This window comes from Pseudomonas sp. B22129, from assembly GCF_044218875.1.
Classification (GTDB): Bacteria; Pseudomonadota; Gammaproteobacteria; order Pseudomonadales; family Pseudomonadaceae; genus Aquipseudomonas.
Genome location: NZ_CP162592.1, coordinates 5,841,705 through 5,865,308 on the forward strand (window position 1 = coordinate 5,841,705; position 23,604 = coordinate 5,865,308).

General features: G+C 60.3%; 21 protein-coding genes. 7 read left to right on the forward strand and 14 right to left on the reverse strand.

The window, feature by feature from the left end; translation table 11 throughout:
* Positions 1–19: 19 nt before the first annotated feature.
* Positions 20–1,255, forward strand: coding sequence for a cytosine deaminase (gene codA / locus AB4P94_RS26440; protein WP_395608226.1), 1,236 nt, complete (start codon positions 20–22; stop codon positions 1,253–1,255).
* 9 nt (positions 1,256–1,264) lie between these two features.
* Here codA and AB4P94_RS26445 read toward each other — a convergent pair whose 3' ends face one another.
* The 5 genes from AB4P94_RS26445 to AB4P94_RS26465 all read right to left on the reverse strand — a co-directional run bounded on the left by AB4P94_RS26445 (position 1,265) and on the right by AB4P94_RS26465 (position 8,346).
* Positions 1,265–3,421, reverse strand: a complete 2,157-nt coding sequence (locus AB4P94_RS26445) for a lipase family protein (protein WP_395608227.1) — start codon at positions 3,419–3,421, stop codon at positions 1,265–1,267.
* A gap of 14 nt (positions 3,422–3,435) precedes the next feature.
* Entirely contained in the window at positions 3,436–4,215 is a 780-nt protein-coding gene (locus tag AB4P94_RS26450; RefSeq protein ID WP_395608228.1) for a hypothetical protein, read from the reverse strand.
* Positions 4,208–5,044: a DUF4123 domain-containing protein gene (locus AB4P94_RS26455; RefSeq protein ID WP_395608229.1), complete on the reverse strand. Its 837-nt coding sequence runs from the start codon at positions 5,042–5,044 to the stop codon at positions 4,208–4,210. Before AB4P94_RS26455 ends, AB4P94_RS26450 begins: the two co-directional genes overlap by 8 nt.
* The gene (gene tssI, locus AB4P94_RS26460; protein ID WP_395608230.1) at positions 5,044–7,062 is read right to left on the reverse strand and encodes a type VI secretion system tip protein TssI/VgrG; all 2,019 of its coding nucleotides are present in this window, start codon (positions 7,060–7,062) and stop codon (positions 5,044–5,046) included. The genes AB4P94_RS26455 and tssI overlap by 1 nt, the downstream gene beginning before the upstream one ends.
* Before the next feature lie 306 nt (positions 7,063–7,368).
* Entirely contained in the window at positions 7,369–8,346 is a 978-nt protein-coding gene (locus AB4P94_RS26465; RefSeq protein ID WP_395608231.1) for a diaminopimelate epimerase, read from the reverse strand.
* Between the two features lie 342 nt (positions 8,347–8,688).
* Here AB4P94_RS26465 and AB4P94_RS26470 point away from each other — a divergent pair, with 342 nt between their 5' ends.
* Complete coding sequence (locus tag AB4P94_RS26470) at positions 8,689–9,840, forward strand: MFS transporter (protein WP_395608232.1); 1,152 nt, start codon at positions 8,689–8,691, stop codon at positions 9,838–9,840.
* A 27-nt stretch (positions 9,841–9,867) separates the two neighbouring features.
* Here AB4P94_RS26470 and AB4P94_RS26475 read toward each other — a convergent pair whose 3' ends face one another.
* The 7 genes from AB4P94_RS26475 to AB4P94_RS26505 all read right to left on the reverse strand — a co-directional run bounded on the left by AB4P94_RS26475 (position 9,868) and on the right by AB4P94_RS26505 (position 16,550).
* Entirely contained in the window at positions 9,868–10,416 is a 549-nt protein-coding gene (locus AB4P94_RS26475) for a type III secretion effector protein (protein WP_395608233.1), read from the reverse strand.
* A 1-nt stretch (position 10,417) separates the two neighbouring features.
* A complete protein-coding gene (locus AB4P94_RS26480) occupies positions 10,418–10,780 on the reverse strand; it encodes a hypothetical protein (protein ID WP_395608234.1) in 363 nt (120 codons plus the stop codon).
* 175 nt (positions 10,781–10,955) lie between these two features.
* Entirely contained in the window at positions 10,956–11,294 is a 339-nt protein-coding gene (locus AB4P94_RS26485; RefSeq protein WP_395608235.1) for a hypothetical protein, read from the reverse strand.
* 152 nt (positions 11,295–11,446) lie between these two features.
* Positions 11,447–12,370, reverse strand: a complete 924-nt coding sequence (locus tag AB4P94_RS26490; protein WP_395608236.1) for a hypothetical protein — start codon at positions 12,368–12,370, stop codon at positions 11,447–11,449.
* 199 nt (positions 12,371–12,569) lie between these two features.
* Positions 12,570–14,975 (reverse strand): TonB-dependent siderophore receptor, encoded by a 2,406-nt coding sequence (locus AB4P94_RS26495; protein WP_395608237.1) that lies wholly within the window; start codon positions 14,973–14,975, stop codon positions 12,570–12,572.
* Between the two features lie 97 nt (positions 14,976–15,072).
* Positions 15,073–16,026, reverse strand: a complete 954-nt coding sequence (locus AB4P94_RS26500; protein WP_395608238.1) for a FecR family protein — start codon at positions 16,024–16,026, stop codon at positions 15,073–15,075.
* Between the two features lie 23 nt (positions 16,027–16,049).
* Positions 16,050–16,550: a sigma-70 family RNA polymerase sigma factor gene (locus AB4P94_RS26505; RefSeq protein ID WP_395608239.1), complete on the reverse strand. Its 501-nt coding sequence runs from the start codon at positions 16,548–16,550 to the stop codon at positions 16,050–16,052.
* A 145-nt stretch (positions 16,551–16,695) separates the two neighbouring features.
* On the opposite strand from AB4P94_RS26505, the gene AB4P94_RS26510 reads away from it, so the two are divergent.
* The 4 genes from AB4P94_RS26510 to AB4P94_RS26525 all read left to right on the forward strand — a co-directional run bounded on the left by AB4P94_RS26510 (position 16,696) and on the right by AB4P94_RS26525 (position 20,848).
* Positions 16,696–17,496, forward strand: coding sequence for a glucose 1-dehydrogenase (locus AB4P94_RS26510; RefSeq protein ID WP_395608240.1), 801 nt, complete (start codon positions 16,696–16,698; stop codon positions 17,494–17,496).
* Positions 17,489–19,315 carry a glycoside hydrolase family 15 protein gene (locus tag AB4P94_RS26515; RefSeq protein WP_395608241.1) on the forward strand — a complete coding sequence of 609 codons (1,827 nt, stop codon included), beginning with the start codon at positions 17,489–17,491 and terminating at the stop codon, positions 19,313–19,315. Before AB4P94_RS26510 ends, AB4P94_RS26515 begins: the two co-directional genes overlap by 8 nt.
* Positions 19,316–19,363: 48 nt before the next feature.
* Positions 19,364–19,837 carry an isochorismatase family protein gene (locus AB4P94_RS26520; protein ID WP_395608242.1) on the forward strand — a complete coding sequence of 158 codons (474 nt, stop codon included), beginning with the start codon at positions 19,364–19,366 and terminating at the stop codon, positions 19,835–19,837.
* Positions 19,838–19,921: 84 nt separating this feature from the next.
* Complete coding sequence (locus AB4P94_RS26525) at positions 19,922–20,848, forward strand: alpha/beta fold hydrolase (protein WP_395608243.1); 927 nt, start codon at positions 19,922–19,924, stop codon at positions 20,846–20,848.
* On the opposite strand, the gene AB4P94_RS26530 is transcribed toward AB4P94_RS26525, so the two are convergent.
* On the reverse strand, positions 20,818–21,786 hold the full coding sequence (locus AB4P94_RS26530) for a GlxA family transcriptional regulator (RefSeq protein WP_395608244.1): 969 nt from the start codon (positions 21,784–21,786) through the stop codon (positions 20,818–20,820). The two genes, AB4P94_RS26525 and AB4P94_RS26530, sit on opposite strands and share 31 nt — an antisense overlap.
* A gap of 90 nt (positions 21,787–21,876) precedes the next feature.
* Between AB4P94_RS26530 and inhA the strand changes: the two genes are divergently transcribed.
* Positions 21,877–22,557 (forward strand): isonitrile hydratase, encoded by a 681-nt coding sequence (inhA, locus tag AB4P94_RS26535; RefSeq protein ID WP_395608245.1) that lies wholly within the window; start codon positions 21,877–21,879, stop codon positions 22,555–22,557.
* Between the two features lie 47 nt (positions 22,558–22,604).
* Here the strand turns inward: inhA and AB4P94_RS26540 are convergent, their stop codons facing one another.
* On the reverse strand, positions 22,605–23,234 hold the full coding sequence (locus AB4P94_RS26540; protein ID WP_395608246.1) for a LysE family translocator: 630 nt from the start codon (positions 23,232–23,234) through the stop codon (positions 22,605–22,607).
* Positions 23,235–23,604 lie beyond the last annotated feature (370 nt).

Below are 23,604 nucleotides of genomic sequence, written 5' to 3' on the forward strand. Positions count from 1 at the left end.
GCCCAAGAGGAACTTGCCCATGCATATCATCAACGCCCGCCTGCGCAACCGTGAAGGCCTGCATGATCTGCACCTGGAACATGGCCGGATCGCCAGTATCACCGCACAAACAACAGCACCCGTGCTGGCACCCGATGACCTGGATGCCGCCGGTAACCTGGTAACCCCGCCGTTCGTCGAGCCGCATATTCACCTGGACGCCACCCTCACCGCCGGCGAACCGCGCTGGAACATGAGCGGCACGCTGTTCGAAGGCATTGAATGCTGGGGCGAGCGCAAAGCCACCATTACCCAGGAAGATACAAAGACCCGGGCTAAAAAAACCATCCAGGCCCTGGCCGCCCATGGCATCCAGCACGTGCGCACCCACGTCGACGTCACTGACCCGGACCTCACCGCGCTCAAGGCCATGCTTGAAGTACGCGAAGAAACCACGCACCTGATCGACCTGCAAATCGTCGCCTTCCCCCAGGAGGGTATCGAGTCTTACCGTAATGGCCGCCAATTGATGGAAGAAGCCATACGCCTGGGCGCCGATGTAATCGGCGGTATCCCCCACTTCGAATACACCCGCGACCAGGGCGTGAGCTCGGTAAAATTCCTCATGGACCTGGCCGAGCGTACGGGTTGCCTGGTGGACGTGCACTGCGACGAAACCGACGACCCCCACTCACGCTTTCTCGAAGTGCTCGCCGAAGAAGCGCGTAGCCGTGACATGGGCGCACGCGTCACCGCCAGCCACACCACCGCCATGGGTTCTTACGACAACGCGTATTGCGCCAAACTTTTCCGCCTGCTTGGGCACTCGGGCATCAGCTTTGTCTCCTGCCCCACCGAAAGCATCCACCTGCAAGGCCGCTTCGATAACTTCCCGAAACGCCGGGGCGTGACCCGCGTCAACGAACTGCTCGAAGCGGGCATGAACGTCTGTTTCGGCCAGGATTCCATCGTCGATCCCTGGTACCCGCTGGGTAATGGCAACATTCTGCGTGTGCTCGAAGCCGGCTTGCATATCTGCCACATGCTGGGCTACGGCAACCTGCAAAGCGCCCTGGACCTGGTCACCGATAACAGCGCCAAAGCCATGGCCCTGGGTGACCGATACGGCCTGGAGCCCGGCCGCCCGGCGAACCTGTTAATCCTTTCGGCAGACAGCGACTACGAGGTGATCCGCAGCCAAGGCTTGCCGCTGTATTCGATCCGCAACGGCAAGGTGCTGATGAAACGGCAACCCGCTCAGGTGGAGTTCGTGTAAGCCGCCAGGTCAGACAATCGAATCGATATCCAGCGCTTGCACCCTTCCCCGATCATTGTGGGAGGGCGGCGGAACACTGGCGATTTGGGACGGCTCGCGGTTTTCACGATGGCGGAACCAGCGATTGAGGCTGGGTTGCAGTTGCGTGGAGTGGGCGTGACTGCCATACACGTCGCGGGCCTCAAGGCGCCGCCAGCGCAGGGTTTCCAGGCGCTGGCGGCTGCTGCGCAATCGATCGATTTCGGCGTTCAATGCCGGGTTATAGTCGTGTTCATTGCTTCGCTGATTGGGTGGGCGGCGACGGTCAAGCTCACGCCTTTTGTCGCGAAGTTGCTGAGTCATCGTTTCAAGCGCACGGTCGATCAACTCAAACTCCCTCGGCGTGACCAAAGCCCCCTGGCTTTCCACAGTTTGCTGCCAGCGCCGCAGTGTGGCCCACGCTGCCGGGATATAGCTGGCGGTCATGAAGTGCTCGTTCGCCTGAAACAGTTGTTTAAGCAGGAGGTCGCGGTTGGGCATATCACCGTGCAGTTGCACCGCGCGATTGCAGCCCGCCTCCTGAATTGACTCACAGCCGGGCTTCCACAATATCGAGGAGCGGGTACCGTCCGGGAGCGCGATCGGCATGAAGTGTTGTTGCTCGCCGTGATGCCGGTAGGGGCTGCCGTCGATGCGCACCAGCCCCGCAGCAAATAGAAGACCGCCTGGAGCAGGCGTGCTGAACAACATCACAGCTCCCGGGATCCATAATTTGGCGGTGGTGTTCATCCAGGGTGCGGGAACGCTGGGGACGGGGTCGTTGTGGTTGACGATGCGGTGGTGGACCAGGGAAGAGGCGCCGTCGGTGAATTCGGCGTCGGCCGCGCGGGGGGCGCCGTAGGTGTAGAGGAGGATGTTGTAGTCACGATCAGGCGTGCGCCGTAACCCTTCAGCCAAGAGCAAAGCGATTGCACCGCCCAGGCTGTGACCGCAGATGATTATCCGTTGCCGAACATGAAACTTTTCGAGGTAGCGCAGCACAAAATCGCGCATGGCCTGACAGGCTTGATAAAACCCTTCGTGTACCCGGCCGACTCCCTCCGCGAAATTCACCTGATGGGCGTTTGCATCCCGCAAAATATCGGCGCCACTGACCGTACCCCGTACTGAAATCAGAATGACTTCATCGTGGTGGGTGATGAACGCCTGGGTATCCGTTCCGAACTTCTCATCATCGAAGAAATGCAGACTTGCAGGGTGTTCCTGCTGTTCCTCCAACTGCGGACGGTTTGGCGGATACAGTTCGGGATCAAAAGGCAGGATTTCAAACCTGCGGGAGTAAGGAACGTCTTCATAAAGCGGGTAGTAGCGATGAGTTTGTTCCGGATCGATTCGCCAGGCCTCCTCAAACCCTGAAAGCTTATCGGCAAACAGATTTCCAACCGTCGGGTCCAGAGGAAACGACACTTGATCCTCAGGCTTTTTGGAGGGTTGCTGGCCAAAACCGCAGTAACTCAGGCCTGCCATCAGGGCCAACTGGTACAGGTTCAAGGCACAGAACTTATCCTCGATGGACAGTATCGGACGCAGGGCGCGTAAAGGGCGTACCTCCAGCACGCTATGTTGATTGGGGAACAGTACAACGCCAGTAAGGCTGGGCTGTGGAGGGCCAAACCCCAGATCGGCCATCATTTTCAGTGCATGCCGTTGAGGCCTATGACGTCCTGGAATTGGCGCCGGCAGGTGAGCCACATGGCGAACCAGATCCCTCACTTCAACTTGATAAAACCGGTCTGCTTGCGATTGTGCGGGGTTGCCCTCAATGCGCTGGCCATCCTCGGCAGAAAACCGGGTTTGTTCGGCCCGAACTTGAAGCTCGGTGATGGGAAGTTGATAGGCTTGGCGAATTCGTAATCGGTTATAGGGCTCTTGCGCTCCGGAATACAAACTGTCCAGTTTCAGGACCACCGGGCCGCAGTAAAAGCCCTGCAACCTGGCGAATCCGTCCCCGTCCAATCGTCCGTCGTACTGACGCCCTGTACTGTCGTAAAGAGTGTACGGGAGGCCACCGTAGGCCTTTCCACTGCCGGTTTCATCCACAAGGCAAAAGCTCGCCCAATGCCCTTTCAATGCGCAAGCAGGCATCTTGTCACTGAAAAAAGGTTGCTTCCAAGCGTCCTGCTTCATGATTTAACTCCTTGTTATTGACACGATGGGTAAACATCGCAAATGCGCCCATCGGGCATTTTTACAGGTTTGAAATCTGTGGTATTGCCCCTGCAGTACGCGGACAAATCTTCGAGACTCTCCCCCCTGCAACGCCTCCATCCGCCCGAAACTGCCACCCAGTTGTCGTCAAACGCAGGCAGCTCTTCCTTGTTGACGCTCATTACCAACCTGAGCGTTTTCCCCCTTAACTGATCACGTTGAGCACCTCCACCCGCTTTGTATTTTTCTGGCTGCCCCTGATCATCCAGAGCGTTGCATCCCAGGATTTTGCTGATCGCATGCTTACGGCCAACCGTGCGGAAATACCATCGACATTGCCCTCGCAGCTCCTGAACTCCCGAATCAGGCATTTGCGCAAAACCCTCCGGCAAGCGATCAGGGATACCAATGCTCCCGCTATCCCCCCCAGCCTCCCAGTAACCCTTCCCCCACTTCGCATAAAACTCAAACTGCACACTGCTCAACACCGAAGGGCATCCCTCAATGGTTTCACTCAGAGGCAATTGGTAACTCACCCGGTTGGCCACGGGGTTGAGCTCGGTAAAAAACAACTTGCGCTCCGGTCTCTTGCCTCGACGTACCGGCAAGGTGCAGGTCTCACCTGTCGCGGGGCGGTAATTGGCAGCCGTTTTAAGCTCAAAATCCGCCGGCAAATCCACCTCCAGCGTAAAGCGATCAGCCGGTTTGATTGAACACCCCGAAAGCCATCCCGTACCCAGCACCATCAACACCCCGAGTACCCGCTTATTCATGCGCCCCCCCTACCCTGCACCACTGCTCCAGCACCCTTGCAAAATGTTCCATCGGCGCCTCTGCCTGCATCGGCTGCCACTGAATCACACTGTTTCCCGTCGCCTCCTCCAACCGGCGTACCACCAGAAACTCAAGCTGCTTTGGCCCACACCATTGCCAGACACGCGCCTGCTCCAACACGTGCGCCAGCCAGATCCGTGGGTCTTGAAACTCGACCAATGCGGCAAGGCTTTCGCTGTGTTCGGTCAAGAGAAACCGCAAGATGTTGGCGTGCAGAATGGCCCCGGCCCTGGGGTTGGGTGTGGTCAGCCAGGGTGCCGGATCGGGTACCGGGTACTCGCCTGGAGCAGGGTTTTGAGCCTGGCACCAACGGTCTTCTTTCCAGTAACAAACGCTGATCAGAGGGCCGAGAAAAGTCGGTCGGTGCTCGCTTGGCAAATGAGCCAAAGCCCGCGCCAGAGTGCGGTTATCGTGAAAACGGTAGATCGTCTGGCTACTCTGCGGGCCTACCAGCATGCGCTCGCGCCAGTGACGGACGACGCAAGCCAAGTCATCGGCAGGCAGGCTACCCAGCCACCCCCAGTTTGCGTGAGGCTGTCGCAGCAGATCGACCAGCGCAGGTTCGCCCACCTGCTCCAGCAACACGATCATCGGGCCGACAGCCGAAAGCTCGGCTAACGCGGTCTCACTGTAAAACCTGCAATGTTGTGACAATGAACGGGCGGCCAGCAGCGCGCTGCATGCTTCGTGCGCGCCTTCAAGTATCAAGCACAGGCGGCGCCCCGCCTGTTGCTGTTGGGCCATCCAGTGGTTGGGCATCCCCTCCATCAGGCTGCCCTCCCGTTGATATCGCACAGGCCTTCACGGCATTGCTCACACACTGGGCAAAAGTCGGCGTCCATCTGCCGGGCTGACGCCATGAGAGCGCCCTGCGCGGCAGATAGTTTCGGGGGCTGCGCCACAAACGACGGGCTGGCCGAACCGGTAGCCGGCGGCGTGCCTGCGACCGTAATGGGCCTGCTGCTGAAAATGGCACCCGCCTGGATCATCAAGTGTTCTCCGCCGGCCTTGAGGCTCAGTTGCGCGCCACCATCGATCACCAGGCTGGCACCCGCCTTGAGCACGATCTGCTGCCCGGCTTCGATAATCAGGGACTGACCGGCATAAGTCTGGCTGCCGCCCTGCACATTCAGATGGTCATCAGCACCGAGTACCACCTTGCGATCACCGGTTACCTGATACTGCTCCTGCCCCGCCACATGGACCGTGTTTGAACCATGAATGGTCTCACTGCGATCACCGGCCACCTCCAGGCGGCTGTTGTGGCCCACTTGCTGCTCCAGGTCACGCTGGGCACGCAGGTAAATAAGCTCCTCGCCACGACGGTCCTCAAGATGCAACTCATTGGCACCGACACCTCCCGGCGAGCTGCAAGTGCGCAAAACACTGCGCGTCTTGTGTTGTGGCAAGGGATAAACCGGCATGTGCAACGCATTGGGCAGGCAGCCCGTGATCAATGGCTGGTCGGGGTCCCCCTCAAGAAAAGTCACCAGCACTTCCATGCCCACCCGCGGAATCAGCGTTGCGCCAAAACCGTCGCCGGCCCAGCCGGATGCCACCCGCACCCAACAACTGCTTTTATCATCGGAGTTGCCGAGGCGGTCCCAATGAAAACGGACCTTCACCCGGCCGTAGGCATCGCAATGTACGTCCTCACCGGGTGGCCCCGTCACCGTAGCAGTCTGGGCCCCCTTGATGGTTGGCGCGGGGTGTTTGAGAGGCGGCCGATGCACAGCGTTCCAAGGTGTTGCGCTGAACCGGTTGCGATACCCCTGAAATACATCGGCGTCGACCACGGCTTCCTCCAGTACCTGGGGTTGATACCCCTCATGTCGCACCGACGTGATCAACCACAAGCCATTGCAGGAGGGATCAGGGTGATTCTGCAGCTCAAGGAAGTGCCCGCAACTCAGCGCCGGCTGGTCGCTCCTGCCCAAGGCCCGATAACGGTCGCTTTGATGGCGCTCATGACCTCGACCCGCCAATTGACGCCCCCGTGCACGGTGGGTGAACGCTCCCGGGTAGCGGTAGTCTTCGAGTGTGTGTGCGGGTGTGGAGCCGGCTTGTTCGTGCAGGCGCAACGAGGGGTGCTCAAAGTCATGATCACGGCATACCGTTTGCTGGCTGCGGGTTTCCAGGCGCACGTCGAAGCGCCGTATTGCTCGTGTGCCGGCCACCAGGCTCCCCACTGAGCAATACTGTTGCACGGGCAAGCGCCGAAACACCGTCTGGTCATCTCCGAACACCAACACGTGGTTATCGGGGCTGTGGCGAAAGTGGTAATGAATACCCTCTGCTTCACACAAGCGCTGGATGAAGTGCAAGTCAGATTCGGCGTACTGCACGCAAAACGGGCGCGTCGGGTAAACCACCGGGCCGAGCTCGAAGGTATAGGCATCGGCCAGGATGCCGTGGCGTTCAAGGACTGCCGCTATAATCTGCGGCACATTGCATTGCTGGAAAATTCGCTGGTCCCGACAGTGAGCAAGGCTCGCCAGCCGGGGCGCCAGCGTCAGGTGATAGCGCGTGAACCTGGCCTGCGGTTCATCCCGGCCGATGGCGTAGATTTGCCCATGCAGCCCTGTTTCCACGCCGCCGAAGTCAAGATAGGCCGGCTGGTGGAGCAGTGCCTCCAAGTCCAGGGAAGGGTTTTCGCTGACCAACTGCAGTTGAATGAAATAAGGCTGATCAAGCACTTCGCTGCCCTTGAAAGCCAGCACCTGAAAGTCGTCTGTTACTGCTTGAAGATTTAATTTGAAACGCGACGAAACAAACCCGTCAACCATCCGTAGTTACCTGTCATCAAGTCATTAACCGAAAGGCCTCCCCCCAATTTTTAAATGCCGTTTGAAGTGTTGGGAAAAAGCGCCTGAACACGGTAAAGCTTAGCGATTCAAGGTGGGATTCGGCCCATCGAATGACAAAAAGGACGTTTCGTACGGTGTGATCAGAAGGGACTTTTACAGAATAAGACGGAGCATCAACCCAGTAACTTTAACCAACAAGAAAGTTCCCACACTCAAAGTGCAAACTTAATGACTCGATAAAGAAACAGCTGACACTTATTCACACTATCTGCCGTTCCTCAGTTTTCAAGTTTGTGCTCGTGCAACCCCGAACAGGCTCACGCTCAGCAGTGTTTCACCCTGGCTGTGTAAACGCACTGGCGCGGTGCCACCTGGCATCACCACGGCCACGTCCCCGCTCTCGACCCACCCCGCCCGCCAGGCCGCACACGCCACAGCACTGGCGCTGGTCCCCGAGGACGCAGTGGGCCCTTCCCCTCGCTCAAACACCCGTGCGATGACTTGGTTACCCACAGAACGGGCGGCCCATTGCAAATTGACACCTGCTGCACAGGGTTGCCCGAGCCCGGCCGGTGGCGCGAAGGCAATCGCCTGCAACGGCTCGAACAGCCAAGCCTGGTGCATCGAAGGGTTGTCAGGCAGCGCGTCAGCGTGCTCGACGAGTGTCACGCAATGCGGGTTGCCCACACGAACAAACTGGCTACGTACCCAATCCGGATTGATCGCTGCCAGTGCGGGGACATGGCTGAACCCATGATGAACCATGCCCACCCCTTCAGCGCCTACCGCGGATGGCCCGAATGCAGGGCAGCCCAGCGCCAGCCAGAAACCCGCCGCGTGATCAATGATCGCCGGTTCAACCGGCGTTGCGACCGGTGATACCGCATCCGGCTTGTCATGGTGCACCCGCAATTCGCAGCCCTGAGTCATCAAGCCCTGGTCCGTCAGCGCCTGAGCAAAAATCGTCAAGCCATTGCCGCTGCGCTCGGCAAGTGTGCCATCCGTATTAACGATCAGCAGGTCAAACGGTGGCGCTGACTGAAACGGCCCCACCAACAAGCCATCGCAGCGATAGGCCTTGGCATCGGCCGCACGCGGCAGCCCGCCCCAGCCGCATTCGGCCTCAATTGCTGACGCCGCCCAAGCCACGCGTTCGATCGCAGCGCGGTCCGCACGCTCGGGAACGTCGACCCCTTGGCTTCTTAAGCGGGCTGGGCTGACCACCCCGTAGATATTGCCCCGCGCGTCGTAGAACCGGGTCATTTCGTCACCCACTTGGAAATTTTCATCGGCTCGTCCGTTCAGTTACCTGCACACTGAACAGCAGCGTATTACAGAACCGTTGGCCCGTGGGAGGTGAGCTGGGCGGTGGTCATCGACGCAGGCCCTGGGGTTCATCCGTTCATGCGAGGATCACGCGGCTTCAGCCCAACGCCCGCAGGGCTTACCGTTTCCATGTGGCCTGTTATCTGCAGTCCGTTGCGGGTTGATAAAAATAAACGCCCAGGCCGGCACCCACAGGGAACCCGGCTCGCGCCACATGGCCTGATGTGCAAGGATGTCGCGCCGGACATCGTTCATTGAACGCAAAACCAAGGATTTTTCATGACTGCCATCCCCACTCCAGCGCCCGTGGTTCCCGGGCGGCTAGAGCAAATGTCGACCCGAATTGCTTTTTTCATCGCAGGCTTTGGCATTGCAGCCTGGGCCCCCTTGGTGCCGTACGCCAAGACGCGTGCGCAACTCAATGAAGGCACGCTGGGCCTGCTGCTGTTGTGCCTGGGGGTGGGGTCGATCATCGCCATGCCGGTGGCGGGTGCGCTGGCCTCGCGTTATGGCTGCCGACGCGTGCTGACGGCTGGCACGATCATGATCTGCCTGGCTCTGCCGCTGCTCGCCACGGTCAGCTCGATACCGTTGTTGATAGTGGCCTTGTTCCTGTTTGGTGGGGGTTTGGGCACGGTGGACTCAACGGTCAACCTGCAAGCGGTCATCGTCGAGCGCGCCAGCGGCAAAACCATGATGTCGGGTTTCCATGGCCTGTTCAGCCTGGGCGGCATCGTCGGGGCGGCAGGGGTTGCCGGGTTGCTCGGGCTGGGCTTTTCGCCGCTGCAGGCGACGCTGGTGGTGATCGTCATCATGGCGCTGGCGTTGCTCAAGGCCGGGCCGCACCTGTTGCCCTATGGCAGTGAGAGCTCAGGCCCGGCGTTTGCCATCCCCCACGGCGTTGTGCTGTTTATCGGCTGCCTGTGCTTCATCGTGTTTCTTGCGGAAGGGGCCGTGCTGGATTGGAGCGCGGTGTTCCTCAGTGCCGAACGTGGCCTTGATGAGGCCTACGCCGGCCTTGGCTACGCAGCTTTCGCCTTGACGATGACTGCCGGGCGCCTGACCGGTGATGCCATCGTCCGGCGCCTCGGCGCAACCCGGGTCATTGTGATCGGCGGAGCGCTCGCAACGGCCGGCATGTTGCTTGCCACGCTGCTGCCTGCCTGGGAAACAGCGTTGTTGGGGTATGCCCTGGTGGGTGCCGGTTGTTCGAATATCGTGCCGGTGCTTTACACAGCGGTCGGCAAACAGACAATCATGCCGGAACATATTGCGGTACCTGCCATCACCACCTTGGGTTACGCCGGTATTCTCGCGGGGCCTGCGGTGATCGGCTTTATCGCGCACGGCAGCAGCCTGAGCACAGCCTTTGTGCTGATCGCCGTGCTGCTGGCCGGTGTTTCCATCAGTGGCAAAATCCTCAAGGTGTAAACCACTCACCTTATCAAGGCCAGGGCACTACCTGGCCTTGTATATTTCATGCTGCTCCAGCCAGCGCTCGATACTTTTGTTGCACAGCCACCCGTCATATTTGGGGCGCCCAAAAAAGCGCGCCTGATTAGCCCGCTCCAATGAGCGTAACAAGCCCGGGCGCTCCATGATGTTTTTGGCCGTGTATACACAGTGCTCGGGGTACTTCTTGCGAGGTAGCCCAGTGGTGGGTTCCAGAATCGGAGCGCCCCTCGAATCGGTGTCATCCGGGTCATCCATCACCGTCTGCAGCAGTGCTATTTCCAGGTATTCGAGGGTTTCAAAAAAACCCGGGCGGTCTTTGGGCTGATCCCTCAGTTGCTTGAAATAACCCCGCAGCGCCTGAACAACCTCGGCATTGCCCTGACCATGAAAAGGATCCTGGCTGAATGCCTGGGGGGAGCTGTTACGCCCCAGCGTTGCCGCCGCCGCGCTCAAGCTGTCGCGGGTGATATAGCCCTCGTGATCAATGATCGTGTCATTCAACAGTGGGCGCTTGAGAATTTCGCGAGCCACCTGGATCACACGGTCCCGCACGTTATTCTCCCGCCACGGGTTGAGCTGCAATTTGTTGCAGGGACGATTGCGTCAAGCGCCCGCCCTTTAGAAAGGTGTACAGCTCACCAAAGCTCTTTTCCAACTCACTTGCCAATTGGCTGTCGCTGGAATTCGGCCCCGGAGGCGCAGTGTCTGCCCGCACGATCGGCGCGTTCTGCAATGCCTGGTAGCGCAGCGAGGACAAGGCCCCCCGCAACAGGGCAGGCCGTCGCGCTGGCACCTCCTGGCAAGCATGATGAGCGTCATTATCCGAATGAACATTTGGCGGCGGCGAAGCCCAACCGACCTCCGATGCATGTGTGGCCGCCAGTTGCCCACGCGGTATTGCACCCTCAATTTTCATGCGATATCTCCCACCTTTTCCCAAATCTGCGCAAGCCTGAAGGCCATCACCGAAGCGCCCTGAATCATCGAATGGATCAAGAGGCGGCCAGCAACCCATGTGTGGCTGGCGCAACGTGATAGTTCCGAACAACGGGGGAATACCAATAACAACATGTAAAAACGCAAATGCGGGTTCAATCCGGCTTTTGACCGCGCCACCACGTCATGAAGCCTTTGGCCAAGGCCGCCCACGCGCTCCCGGGTTGCGTCGGCTTGGCATCCGTGTGGTTGGGTTGGCTGACTTCAAGCATGCCACGGACGAAATCCTCAGAGACGGGTGCCTGAAACTGGCGCTGGCTCGCGAAGGTTTTCATCGGTCGTGTTTCTGTGGCGTACCCACTCGCCAGGGCCGTATCGTGGGCGAGCGGTGAGGTTTCCTCAGCCTTTATCGCAACTGATTGATCAGCATTGTCGCCGCTATGAACGGTTTCACAGCTGCGGGTTTGGCAGGATTTAAATGAAGTCGAGTTCATGCTGGGCTCTGACTCAAAATCTGGAAAGCGACCGGTACCACCAGAGCCGCCGGGGTTCTCGACCTAAGTGGCGAATGTGTGCAAATGGTTCCTGAGACACCGCAAAAAATACCAGGCGCTGCGATTCTCATGCGGCGCCTGGACGCGCACCACTACCCCAGCAGGCGGGGCAATGCATCGAGGGCCTCTTTGCTGATGCCTCCATCTGCATAGGTGCTAAACAGGTTGTCCATTGTCATCAGGAGGTTGTTTCGGTCGACCACCGTGCGAGACAACTGGATAAGGTGGTCCCTTTGAGGGTTGCCTGTCAGATTTTCGGTGGCCAGCGCTCTCAGGTCGCTGATCGTGATTTCGTTGTCAAAGAACGACTCCAGTTGATCGTAATGGCTGCGCATCTCCTGAACGATTTGCTTGTCAGTCTTGTACTTGAAGACATTACTGTCGAGAAGAAGACGGGTCAGTTGCTGCTTGTCGATCCGACCGTCCGTCGTACCTGTTCCCGGGGTTCGATCAAAGGCTGCCAGCAGATCCGGCCGCCGCATAAGCTGCTTGGCCAGTTGTATGTTTTGATTCATCACGGGGTCACTGCCCGGCTCTCGCATTGCCATTTGCGCGATGGCTCCCGTGTTCATCGTTTTCGAATAACGCGAACCGGTAAACGCACTGAAATTGTCGAGCAGCGCCTTCCCGATCTGGTCGTTCGTCCAGGTCGCATAATCAGGGTTCGGCCGCCCGGCTCCCGGTGACTGCGGACGACCGAACCATTGGCTCATCAACTGCTGCAACTGTTGCATGAACCCCTGCTGCAGGGCCGGCTTCGTCATGGCAAGCGGGATGTTGTGATGGGCAGAGTGAGGGTGCTGCCCCTGGAGGTCGGCCGGGCGCTGATGATCGCCGAACACCGGGCCGGCATGGTCGCACCCTGCATTAAAGTTGATGTTCGCAGTACCCTGGCCATTGAACGAGAGTGCCGCAGACGTATGCCGGCTCGCCTTGGCTTCGGGCATGGGCATTAATGGCGACTGATCCGTGATTGATGAGTGAGATACAGATGTTTCCAGAGCCGGTACCGACATAGATGTCTCCATTACAATGAGGGTTGATCTTCAACCTGTTGCTGCGCGTCACACTTAATGGCAAGCAAGCATTCCCCCTTGTGTGGCATATCCACCGGAATAGGTTCCTGGCTACGTAGTAAAAGGTTTGGGTGGGTGCAGGAACCAGGCAAAAAAAATCGCAGCTCTCGGGCTGCGATTTTTTCGTATCGAGGTCAGGTCAGAAGCCGACACTCGCCTGCACGAAGAACGTACGTGGCTCGCCGAGGTACAAGCCGGCGTTGTTGTCGCTGGAGCGGGTGTAGTGCTGCTGGTCGAAGACGTTTTTCACGCCAACGCCCAGCTTCAGGTTCGACAACTGCGCACCGAAGTCATAACCGCTGCGCACGTTGACCGAGACATAGCCTGGAATATCACCGTACTGGCCGTCGGCAGTGCCTTGGGTGATGTAGGTGGTGCCAGTGCCTGGGGCCCGTTGGCCTGACTGCGCGTAAACGTCCAGGTTATGGGTCCAGTGGTTGATGTCATAGCGCAAGCCCGCCGTCGCCACTTCACGGGAGTACAGCGGCAGATCGCGGCCCTTGAACGGCACATCGCCCTCAGCGGTAGCCTTGGTGTAGGTAAAACCGGCGCTGGCGGTCAGGCCGTCCAGACGCGGGTCCAGGTTCGACAGGTCGTAGTGCGCCGACGTCTCGATGCCCTGGTGTTTGGTCGCGCCGAGGTTGGTCCAGCCCACATCGTTGCTGACGTATTGCAGCTCATCCGAGAAGTCGATGTAGAACAGCGTCACTTCGCCGCCCCACACGCTGTCGTTGTAGCGCGTGCCTATTTCGTAGGTCTTGGCTTTTTCCGGGTTCAGGCCATCGGCGGTCTGGTTGACCCGGCCGCCCTGCCCGATCTGCGCATACTGCAGGCTGCCGAACGAGTTTTCATAGTTGGCGAACACTTTCCAGGCGTCGGAAATGTGGTACATCACACTCAACGCCGGCAACGGCTCGTTGCTTTCGATTTTGCGGTTCTTCTCCACGGTACGCACACCGTTCAGCGCAACCACCGGGCGATCATGCCAAGTGGTTTCGATGTTTTCGAAGCGAATACCCGGGGTGATGGTCCATTTGCCGATATCGACTTTGTTATCGATATAGAACGCATTGGCTACGGTGCCACCGGTGCGGTCCTGATACACGTGGCCATCGTTTTGGCCGCCTGGGGTCGGCACGTTGTTGACCAGGTTCAGGCTGCTGGCTTGCTCGTGCATGCCTTCTTTGAGGTAGCGATAGCCAACGCTGACTTCCTGGGTACTCGGGCCAAGGTCGAACACATGGGACACCCGCGGCTCGATCCCGAAGGTGTAGTAGGTGCGCGGGTACGAGCCGATCGTTTTCAAATCGCGGTTGGCGATGTTGCTGCCACGGAAGCTGTCGGTGTAATAGGTCAGCACTTCGGCCTGGGTGCGGTCGTCGATCTGGCGGATGTACTTGAAGGACACGTCCTTGCGACGGCCGCTGAAGTTGTCCCAGTCACGCACAGACTGATACGGGTTGGCGTCGAATTGCTTCTGCGTCAGGCCACCCGGCATGTCGGCGGTGGCGTCGTAGTAGTGAAAATTGAGGCTGAAGTCGTCTTGATCGGTCGGTGCCCAGTGGGTCTTGAGGATCACATCGTCGATGTCGTTGGAGTTGTTGCTTTCGCGGTAACCGTTGCCGTTCACACCGGTGTAAAGCAGCGCGACGCCGATGCCGTTGTCGGCAGTGCCGCCCACAAACGCATTGTCGACGTGTTTCCAGCCACCGTGTTCAGCCGTTTGCAGGGTGGTGCCGACTTCACCTGAGAATTTCTCGGGGATGGCGCGGGTCACGAAGTTGATCACGCCACCCACGTTCTGTGGCCCATAACGCACGGAACCGGCGCCGCGTACCACGTCGATACTGTCCAGGTTGCCGGCGGAAATCGGCGCCATCGACAGTTGTGGCTGACCATACGGAGCGAACGCCGCCGGTACGCCGTCGATCAGCACGGTGGAGCGCGGCGACAGGCGCGAGGTCAGGCCACGCACGCCGACGTTCAGGGAAATATCACTGCCGCCGGTGCCGTTGGATTCCTGCACCTGCACGCCAGGCACACGGCGCAACACGTCGCCGACGTTCATTGCGCCCTGCTCCACCATCGCTTCGCGGCGTACCACCGTGCGCGCACCGGGGTGGTTCTGCACCACGGCGGCGTTGGCGTCACCCAGCCAGTCGCCAACGACCTTGACGTCGGTAACGCCCAGCTCCAGCGGAGAGCCGGCTTCACCGGTGCCGCTGCTCAGTGGGCGCAAGGTCACAGAACCCGCATCGATTTGATAATCCAGGCCACTGCCTTGCAACAGTTGGCGCAGGGCTTGTTCGGGCGAAAGGTTGCCGTCCACTGCAGGTGCTTGTTTGCCTGCGACCATATCCGGGCTGAAGAACACTTGCAGCGACGTTTGCTGGCCCAACTGGCTCAACGCGGCCCCCAACGGCTGGGCGCGGATGTGGATGCCTTCGTCAGCATAAGCGGCAGGCAGCGCGGCACTGACAGCCAGTGCCAGCGCGAGAGGCGCCCAGCGGGAGATGTTCTTGTTGTAGACGGCAAGTTTTTTCACGTCGAACCCAGTCCTGTGATCGCAAGAGTGTGCGGCTGTTAATGCAAACCAGTTGCAGTTGCAGGAGAAGACGAAGAACTCGAAAAAAACCTGAACGTCAGCGTGAAATAATTTCCTGGCTGCCATCCGGCAAGGTTCTCAGGGCCACCGGCAGGATGTGCGGCAACGCCTTGAGCAAGGCGTCGGTGTCATTGGCCTTGAACACGCTGGTCAAGCGCAGGTCTCGCACTGCAGCCGTACTGACACGCAATGGCTGCTCACGATAGCGCGACACCTCCCGCGCCACTTCACCCAGGCTGGCGTTGTTGAACACCAGTTTGCCCGTGCGCCAGGCGGTCAGCTCTTCGGTGTTCACGGCATAAGCCGCCATCACCTTGCCCAGGCTGTCAATATGCGTGCCCCGGCCTGCCATGAGCCTGACGATTTCATCCGCCGCGCGCCCTTGCACCTTGACAGTTCCCGCCTCGACCACCACGCGGGTCTGGTCGTCATCACGGCGCACGTCGAAACGCGTGCCCGTCACCGTCACCTGCCCCGCTCCCGCCGCCACCACAAACGGGCGGCTGGTGTCGTGCTCGACGCTGAACATCGCCTCACCGCTTTTGAGCTCTACGCCGCGTCGGCCTTTTTCAAAATGCACGGCGACCACGCTGCGGCTGTTCAGATCCATCACCGAGCCGTCAGGCAACGCCACCTGGCGATGCTCGCCCACGCGGGTACTGAACTCGGCGCTGTAGGGTTTGGGGTGATCAAGCCCGCTGAACAGCCCCAACCCCAACGCCACGGCCAGTACACTGGCGGCGACGGCATAACGCACGATTGCACGCCGTTTCGAGCGCTCGAGGGGCGCCTCACACAACGCCTGCAAACGCGCCTTTGGCAACAAGTCAGTGGCGCTCCACAGCCCTTGCAACACATCGAACTCATATTGATGTTCGGGCTTCTCTGCACGCCAGGCGTCGAAGCGCTGGCGCTCTTCAGCGCTCAACCCGGCATCTTGCAGGCGTACAAACCATTGCGCGGCTTCATCGCGGGCATGGCGATCGATCATGGAAGATCCTGTTTCAAAGCGGGTCATGGGGCCATCGCATCCAGGCGGTCGCGCAGATGCCGCAGGGTGCGGATCATATACTTTTCCACCATGTTTTTTGACAACCCCAGGCGTACGGCGATTTCCTGCTGGGTGAGCCCCTCGATTTTCTGCCAGATGAATATCTTGCGGCAGTTGAGCGGCAGCTCGGCCAGGGCCTGCTCGATGGAGTCCGCCAACTGGATCGCGTGCATGTACTGCTCCGGGTCGCCGCTGTGGGGCGAGCTCTGATCGAAGGTTTCCAGCGCCAGCGCCTCGCGACGGTCTTCGCGGCGGTAGGCGTCTACCGCAATGTTACGCGCCGTCTGATGCAGATAAGCGCGCGGTTGCTCCACCTCGCCCGAGCGGGATTCAAGCACGCGCACGAAGGTGTCGTGGGCCAGGTCCTCGGCCTGCTGACGGTTTCTCAGGCGGCGTGTCCAGGTTCCGATCAACTCTTCGTAATGCTCGAAAAAGCCTGTTCTGCGGGGCGGCTGAGGAATCATCGCGTGGGCACTGGGGAGGCGGGGCGTGAATAGTAATGCTTCCTATTAAGCGGAGCAATTGCTAACGGTCGCCTGCATAAACGGTGAACTTGTGCGCCGCCGCGCCAGTCAGCACAAAGGACTCTCATAAAACGGTGGGTGGGCGATGCAGATTTCGTTGCAGCAACAAGTGGCCCTGGTCACCGGCGCCAGTTCCGGCATCGGCGCGGGTGCGGCCAAGGCGTTGGCCGAAGCCGGCGCGGCCGTGGTACTCAACTACAACTCCCAGGCCGCGCCGGCCGAGGCACTGGCGGCGCAAATCAATGCCAACGGCGGCCGGGCGATTGCCATCGGTGGCGACGTGTCCAAAGAGGCCGACGTGGAGCGGCTGTTCGCCCAGACCCTCGACGCCTTCGGCCACCTGGACATCCTTGTCGCCAACTCCGGCCTGCAAAAAGACGCCAATCTGGTCGACATGACGCTGGACGACTGGAACACCGTGATCGGCGTCAACCTCACCGGCCAGTTCCTCTGTGCCCGCGCCGCCGTGCGTATCTTCAATCGCCAGGGCGTACGCGACGGCGTCTCGCGGGCTGCCGGCAAGATTATCCACATGAGCTCGGTGCACCAGATCATTCCATGGGCCGGGCACGTGAACTACGCCGCGTCCAAAGGTGGCGTCGAGATGCTGATGCGTACCCTGGCCCAGGAAGTCAGCGAACAACGCATCCGCATCAATGGCATTGCGCCGGGGGCGATTCGCACGGCGATCAACCGCGCGGCCACCGAAGGCGCGGCGGAAAAAGAACTGCTCAAATTGATTCCCTATGGCCGCGTGGGCGATGTGGAAGATGTGGCCAACGCCGTGGTCTGGCTGGCCAGCGACGCCTCCGACTATGTGGTGGGCAGCACCCTGTTCATTGACGGCGGCATGAGCCTTTATCCGGAGTTTCGTGGCAATGGTTGATTTCAAGAACGAGCCCCAAAGCGCCATCGATGCCCACGGCATCATCGGCGACATGCGCAGCGCAGCACTGATCAACGACAAGGGCAGCATCGACTTTTTCTGCTGGCCGGAATTCGACAGCCCGTCGATCTTCTGCTCGCTGCTGGACACCCCCGACGCCGGTGTTTTTCAGCTCACCCCCGACCTGCCAAACGCCCGCCGCGAGCAGATTTACCTGCCCGACACCAACGTGCTGCAAACCCGCTGGCTCAGTGATGAGGCCGTGGTGGAAATCACTGACCTGTTGGTGATCAGCGAAGAAATCGATGACCTGCCGCTGCTGATCCGCCGGGTCCGGGTCGTGAGCGGCAAGGCGACGATTCACCTGCGCTGCGCCGTACGCTATGACTATGCACGCGCGCCAACCCGCGCCAGCGTTGTTGACGGCAAGGTGCATTTCAGCGCTGATGGCCAACCCGGCCTGCGCCTGGCGAGCAGCCACCCGCTGCAGATTGAAGACGGTGCCGCCATCGCCACGTTCACGCTGAATCAGGAAGAAGGCGCCGAATTTGTCCTGGGCGGCGCCGAGGACGAACGCGTCGACAGCGGCTGCACGGACCTCGCCCTGGCACACACCCTGAAGTTCTGGCGCGGCTGGATCGCCCAATCCAACTACCGTGGGCGCTGGCGCGAAATGGTCAACCGCTCGGCCCTGGCCTTGAAGCTTTTGACCTCGCGCAAACACGGCGCAATTATCGCCGCCGCCACCTTCGGCCTGCCGGAAACCCCCGGCGGCGAGCGCAACTGGGACTACCGCTACACCTGGATCCGCGACGCCTCGTTCACCGTCTACGCCTTCATGCGCTTGGGTTTTGTCGAAGAAGCCAACGCCTACATGCGCTGGCTCAAGGGCCGGGTCAGTGATTGCTGCGGCCAGCCGACCAAAATCAATATCCTCTACGGCATCGATGGTCGTCAGGAGTTGCCGGAAACCGAACTCGACCACTTCAGCGGCCACGGCGGCGCCAAGCCGGTGCGCATCGGCAATGAAGCATTCGACCAGATCCAGCTGGATATCTACGGCGAACTGATGGACGCGGTGTACCTGGTCAATAAGTACGGCGAGGCCATCTCCCACGAAGGTTGGAAACACACCGTGGAAGTCGCCGACCAAGTCTGCGAAATCTGGAACACTCAGGACGTGGGCATCTGGGAAATGCGCGGCGAAGAGCATCACTTCCTGCACTCGCGGCTGATGTGCTGGGTGGCGCTGGACCGCGCGATCCGCCTGGCCTCCAAGCGCTCGCTGCCCGCGCCGTTTGCGCGCTGGGACCAGACGCGCCAGGCGATCTACGCCGACATCTGGAGCAACTTCTGGAGCGAAGAGCGTGGGCATTTTGTGCAGCACATCGGCAGCACCGCGCTGGACGGTTCGATGTTGCTGATGCCACTGGTGCGCTTTGTGGCCGCCACCGACCCGCGCTGGTTGTCGACACTCGAAGCCATCCAGAAAAGCCTGGTGCGCGACGGCATGGTCTACCGCTACCGTAACGACGACAGCCAGATCGACGGTCTGCAAGGCACCGAAGGCGCGTTCGCCGCGTGCTCGTTCTGGTACGTCGAATGCCTGGCTCGCGCCGGTCAAGTGGAGAAAGCCCATCTGGAATTCGAACAACTGCTGCGCTACGCCAACCCACTCGGCCTGTACGCCGAGGAGTTCGACAGCCAGGCCCGTCATTTGGGCAATACGCCCCAGGCCTTGAGCCATTTGGCGTTGATCAGCGCAGCGACCTTTCTGGACCGCAAGCTCAGTGGCGAGAAGACCACCTGGCAACCCTGAGGTGGCCTGTGCACAATGGGCAGCCCCTCGACGAGTAACAGGAAGCCCATGCGCCAGGTACTGCTGATCATCGACGTGCAACCCAGCTTCAACCCGCCCGCGTGGCTGGTCGACGGCATCAGCGCCCTCCTCGGGCGCCTGCCGTCGGTGGCCACCGTGGAGCGTCACGACGAAAGCATCACGCCCTTCGCCCGCCAACTCGGCTGGCAACCCGCACCGGATGACCACAGCCTGATCGCGGCGGATCGAATTTTCATCAAGCACGGCTACGCGCCGACACCCGCAACCATTGAGTACCTCAAAAGCCTGACGCCGGAGCGCGTGCTGGTGTGTGGCATTCAGACGGACACCTGCGTGCTGGCCGCGGGCTTTGCGCTGTTTGATGCGGGGTTGCAGCCCACGTTGATCAGCGATCTGACGGTAGGGTCGTCGCTGGATCGGAGCGGGAAACTTGGCGTGGACTTGTGGCGGCATCATTTCAAGCACGTGCTGAGCAACGCCGAGCTCTTTCTAGACAAGTAAGCCTATTGCCTTGAACCGCCCCCCTCCCCGTCATCGGTTTGGGCTAGAGTTCCAGCTCCATCGGTGACCCCCTCAGAGCCCGCCATGACAACAACTGTCCCGCTGTTGTATGTCCAAACGCCCATGCTCAATGTGGCGTATGAAACCCACGGCCCCGACGACGGTGAGCCGGTGATTCTGCTGCATGGCTTCCCGTATGACCCGCGCGGTTATGACGAGATCGCCCCGGTGCTGGCCGAGCGTGGCTACCGGGTGTTGGTGCCGTACCTGCGCGGTTATGGCCCGACGCGGTTTATCAATGAACAGGTGATGCGCTCCGGCCAACAGGCGGCGCTGGCCAAGGATTTGCTGGACTTCATGGATGCCTTGTCTATCCCAACCGCCACGCTGGCGGGCTTTGACTGGGGTGGCCGGGCTGCGTGCATTGTCGCGGCGCTGTGGCCGGAGCGCGTGCGCGGGCTGGTGACCGGCGATGGCTATAACATTCAGAACATTGCCAAGTCGCTGAAACCGCGGGCACCAGAGACAGAGCATCGGTTGTGGTACCAGTACTACTTCCATACCCAGCGTGGCGTGGACGGTCTGACTGCCAACCGCCGCGAGTTCTGCGAACTGTTATGGCGCCTGTGGTCGCCCACCTGGGCCGAGGGGCCAAGCCTGTATGGCAAGACCGCGCCGTCATTTGATAACCCGGACTTTGTCGAGGTGGTGATCCACTCGTATCGCCATCGTTTCATGTACTCCCCCGGCGACCCGGCGCTGGAGTCCATCGAACAGGCCCTGGCGCTGCAACCGCCGATTTCGGTGCCGAGCATTTCGTTGTGCGGCGCCGATGACGGCGTCGGCCCTGCACCGGTCGAGGATGACGACGTGGATTGCTTCAGCGGTGTGTACCGACGCCAAGTGTTGCCCGGCGTTGGCCACAATGTTTTCCAGGAGGCGCCGCACGTGACCCTTGAAGCGCTGTTTGAACTGCTCGCCTATGCCACCGGTGAAAAACGCTCACGGTAGGCCTGGGGCGTCACCGACAGGGCGCGCAAAAAACTGCGGCGCAGGGTTTCTTCGCAGCCGAAACCGCACTGCACGGCAACGCGCTTGATCGACGCCGAGCTCTCCGCCAGTTGCCGGCGCGCCGCTTCAACACGGATAAGCTCCACAGCGCGCGCCGGGGTCTGGCCGGTTTCGGCGCGGTAGTGGCGTACAAAGCTGCGCTCGCTCATGCAGGCCTGCGCGGCAAGGGTCGGTATGTTGAGGTCCAGCGTCAGGTTTTCCGCCATCCAGCTGTGCAAGTCGGCGAAGCGGCTGTCGCCTTTTTGCAGGGACAACGCCACGCTGAATTGCGACTGCCCGCCCGGGCGTTTGAGAAACACCACCAGATGCCGCGCGACTTCCAGGGCGACCGCGCGGCCCAGGTCGTCCTCCACCAGCGCCAGGCACAGGTCGATGCCGGCCGTGACCCCGGCGGAGGTCCATACCGCACCTTGCCTGATGAAGATCGGGTTGGCCTCCACCGTCAGCGCAGGAAACCTGCGCGCCAGTTCTTCGCAGCGTGTCCAGTGGGTGGCCACGCGGCAGCCGTCAAGCAAGCCGCTGGCCGCCAACAGGAAAGCGCCGGTGCAGACCGAGGCCATGCGCCGGGTGTGTTTGGCTTTGTCGCGCACCCACTCCACCAGCGCCGGGTCTTCGGCGGCGCCATACACGCCCCAGCCTCCGGCGATCACCAGGGTGTCGCAAGGCTTGTCGACAGTGGGCAGCGGCTCGGCCACCAACGCCAGCCCGGCGGACGTCGTCACCGGCGCTGACTGGGCAGCAATCACCGAAACGGCATAAGGCAGCGGCAGGCCACGCTGGCGGAACAGGTCATTGGTGGATGCAAAAACCTGCAACGGCCCGGTCACGTCGAGCACCTGGGCCTGTTCAAAAGCGAGTACGTGAATGAGTCGAGGCATGATTGGCGTGATTTGTGGGTTCAATGGCGTATTCGCCAAAGCCTAGGCCTCTAGAGTGAAGCCGTCCACCCCTTTATCGGAGCTTGATTCATGACCTTGCAGATCGGCTTTCTGTTGTTCCCCGGCATCCAGCAACTGGACCTCACCGGCCCCTATGACGTGCTCGGTTCGCTGCCCGACGTGAAACTGCACCTGGTGTGGAAGGACCTGGCGCCGGTCACATCCAGTACCGGTCTCACCTTCAACCCCACAACCACCTACGCCGACTGCCCGACCCTGGATGTGATCTGCGTACCCGGCGGTGCAGGTGTCGGTGCGCTGATGGAAGACCCACCCACCCTCGAGTTCCTCAAGTCCCAGGCCAACACCGCACGTTACGTCACGTCGGTATGCACCGGCTCGCTAGTGCTCGGCGCGGCGGGTTTGTTGCGCGGGCGCAAAGCCACCACTCACTGGGCCTACCACGACCTGCTCGCCCCCCTCGGTGCGATCCCGGTGCAGGCGCGGGTGGTGCGCGACGGCAACTTGCTGACCGGTGGCGGCATCACTGCCGGGATCGATTTCGCCCTGACCCTGGCCGCCGAGTTGTACAGCGAGGCGGCGGCGCAACTGGTGCAGTTGCAGATTGAATACGCGCCGGCGCCGCCGTTCGACTCGGGCAGCCCGGACACTGCGCCCAAGCACGTACTGGAAGAAGCGCAAAAACGCACGGCGGAGTCGCGCCGGGTGCGCGGTGAAATCGTGGCGCGGGCGGCTGCGCGGCTGGGTTAACCCGGGTTGCTTGTGGCGAGCGAGCTTGCTCGCCACACAGAACGCTTTCAGGCAGGCCTGGACATCAGGGCCAAACGCGCCGCCAACACCATCAACACCGTCGCCAGGCCCCATTGCTGGAGCCTGGCGCTTTGAGCGTGCGCGGCAAAAAAACGGCTGAGCGCACCGCCAAATAGCCCTAGTACTGCGTGAAACACTCCGGCAATCAGCGTCAGCACGCCGCCCAACACCAGCAGTTGCACAGTGATGGACCCGGCTTGCGGCCTGACAAACTGCGGCAGGAACACCATGAAGAACAACAGCGCTTTGGGGTTGAGCACGCTGTTGAACAGGGCGTGGGCAAACACCTGGCTCAGGCTTACCCGCGGGGCTTTCGCCACCTCCAGGCCGGGGCTCTTTTGCAGGGTTTTGTACACCAGCCACAGCAGATAGAAGATGCCCGCATAGCGAATGACATCAAAGGATGGCGGCCAACCGGCAACCAATGCGGTGACCCCGGAGGCCGTCAACACGGTCAGCAGTACATCCGCCACGCAGATTCCCAAGCTGGACGCCACACCACCGCGCCACCCATAACGGATGCCATGGCTGATCACGAAGGCCATGTTCGGCCCCGGCGATAACAGCAACAACAACACGGCACCGGAAAAAACCGCCAAGGTCGAAAAGTCGATCATGTTCACGCCATCCACCGGAAAACCTGAAGGTTAATCGGCATGCCCCGGGCGAACAAAAAATAGTGCTGGATACATTTTCATGTTCCGTTTCACAGCAACTTCTCTCTCACTCAACGCTATATATAACGTGTACTTAGCCACGCTAGTTATTGCTTTTGTGTCCCCCTTTTCGACCTCTCGCCGAAAAAGGTTTTTCATTCAAACAGGAAAATTCTCACATTTGTTCCTACACTCAAAATCAGACCCATTCACCGAGTGCCTGAACAAGGAAAGTCAATAAAATGTCGAAAAAAAGACTAATCAACCTGTCTAGCATGCCACCTCCGCACCACTGTCAATTCATTGACTAAGCAATACCAAGGAACACTCC

Excerpts from the sequence above, each read along its gene's own strand:
- tssI (WP_395608230.1), bottom strand. The coding sequence starts at position 7,062 with ATGGTTGACGGGTTTGTTTCGTCGCGTTTCAAATTAAATCTTCAAGCA.
- AB4P94_RS26485 (WP_395608235.1), bottom strand. The coding sequence starts at position 11,294 with ATGAACTCGACTTCATTTAAATCCTGCCAAACCCGCAGCTGTGAAACC.
- AB4P94_RS26500 (WP_395608238.1), bottom strand. The coding sequence starts at position 16,026 with ATGATCGATCGCCATGCCCGCGATGAAGCCGCGCAATGGTTTGTACGC.
- AB4P94_RS26480 (WP_395608234.1), bottom strand. The coding sequence starts at position 10,780 with ATGAAAATTGAGGGTGCAATACCGCGTGGGCAACTGGCGGCCACACAT.
- AB4P94_RS26540 (WP_395608246.1), bottom strand. The coding sequence starts at position 23,234 with ATGATCGACTTTTCGACCTTGGCGGTTTTTTCCGGTGCCGTGTTGTTG.
- AB4P94_RS26515 (WP_395608241.1), top strand. The coding sequence starts at position 17,489 with ATGGTTGATTTCAAGAACGAGCCCCAAAGCGCCATCGATGCCCACGGC.
- AB4P94_RS26530 (WP_395608244.1), bottom strand. The coding sequence starts at position 21,786 with ATGCCTCGACTCATTCACGTACTCGCTTTTGAACAGGCCCAGGTGCTC.
- AB4P94_RS26455 (WP_395608229.1), bottom strand. The coding sequence starts at position 5,044 with ATGGAGGGGATGCCCAACCACTGGATGGCCCAACAGCAACAGGCGGGG.
- AB4P94_RS26465 (WP_395608231.1), bottom strand. The coding sequence starts at position 8,346 with ATGACCCGGTTCTACGACGCGCGGGGCAATATCTACGGGGTGGTCAGC.
- AB4P94_RS26520 (WP_395608242.1), top strand. The coding sequence starts at position 19,364 with ATGCGCCAGGTACTGCTGATCATCGACGTGCAACCCAGCTTCAACCCG.
- AB4P94_RS26510 (WP_395608240.1), top strand. The coding sequence starts at position 16,696 with ATGCAGATTTCGTTGCAGCAACAAGTGGCCCTGGTCACCGGCGCCAGT.
- AB4P94_RS26445 (WP_395608227.1), bottom strand. The coding sequence starts at position 3,421 with ATGAAGCAGGACGCTTGGAAGCAACCTTTTTTCAGTGACAAGATGCCT.
- codA (WP_395608226.1), top strand. The coding sequence starts at position 20 with ATGCATATCATCAACGCCCGCCTGCGCAACCGTGAAGGCCTGCATGAT.
- AB4P94_RS26490 (WP_395608236.1), bottom strand. The coding sequence starts at position 12,370 with ATGTCGGTACCGGCTCTGGAAACATCTGTATCTCACTCATCAATCACG.
- AB4P94_RS26450 (WP_395608228.1), bottom strand. The coding sequence starts at position 4,215 with ATGAATAAGCGGGTACTCGGGGTGTTGATGGTGCTGGGTACGGGATGG.
- AB4P94_RS26525 (WP_395608243.1), top strand. The coding sequence starts at position 19,922 with ATGACAACAACTGTCCCGCTGTTGTATGTCCAAACGCCCATGCTCAAT.
- AB4P94_RS26470 (WP_395608232.1), top strand. The coding sequence starts at position 8,689 with ATGACTGCCATCCCCACTCCAGCGCCCGTGGTTCCCGGGCGGCTAGAG.
- AB4P94_RS26505 (WP_395608239.1), bottom strand. The coding sequence starts at position 16,550 with ATGATTCCTCAGCCGCCCCGCAGAACAGGCTTTTTCGAGCATTACGAA.
- inhA (WP_395608245.1), top strand. The coding sequence starts at position 21,877 with ATGACCTTGCAGATCGGCTTTCTGTTGTTCCCCGGCATCCAGCAACTG.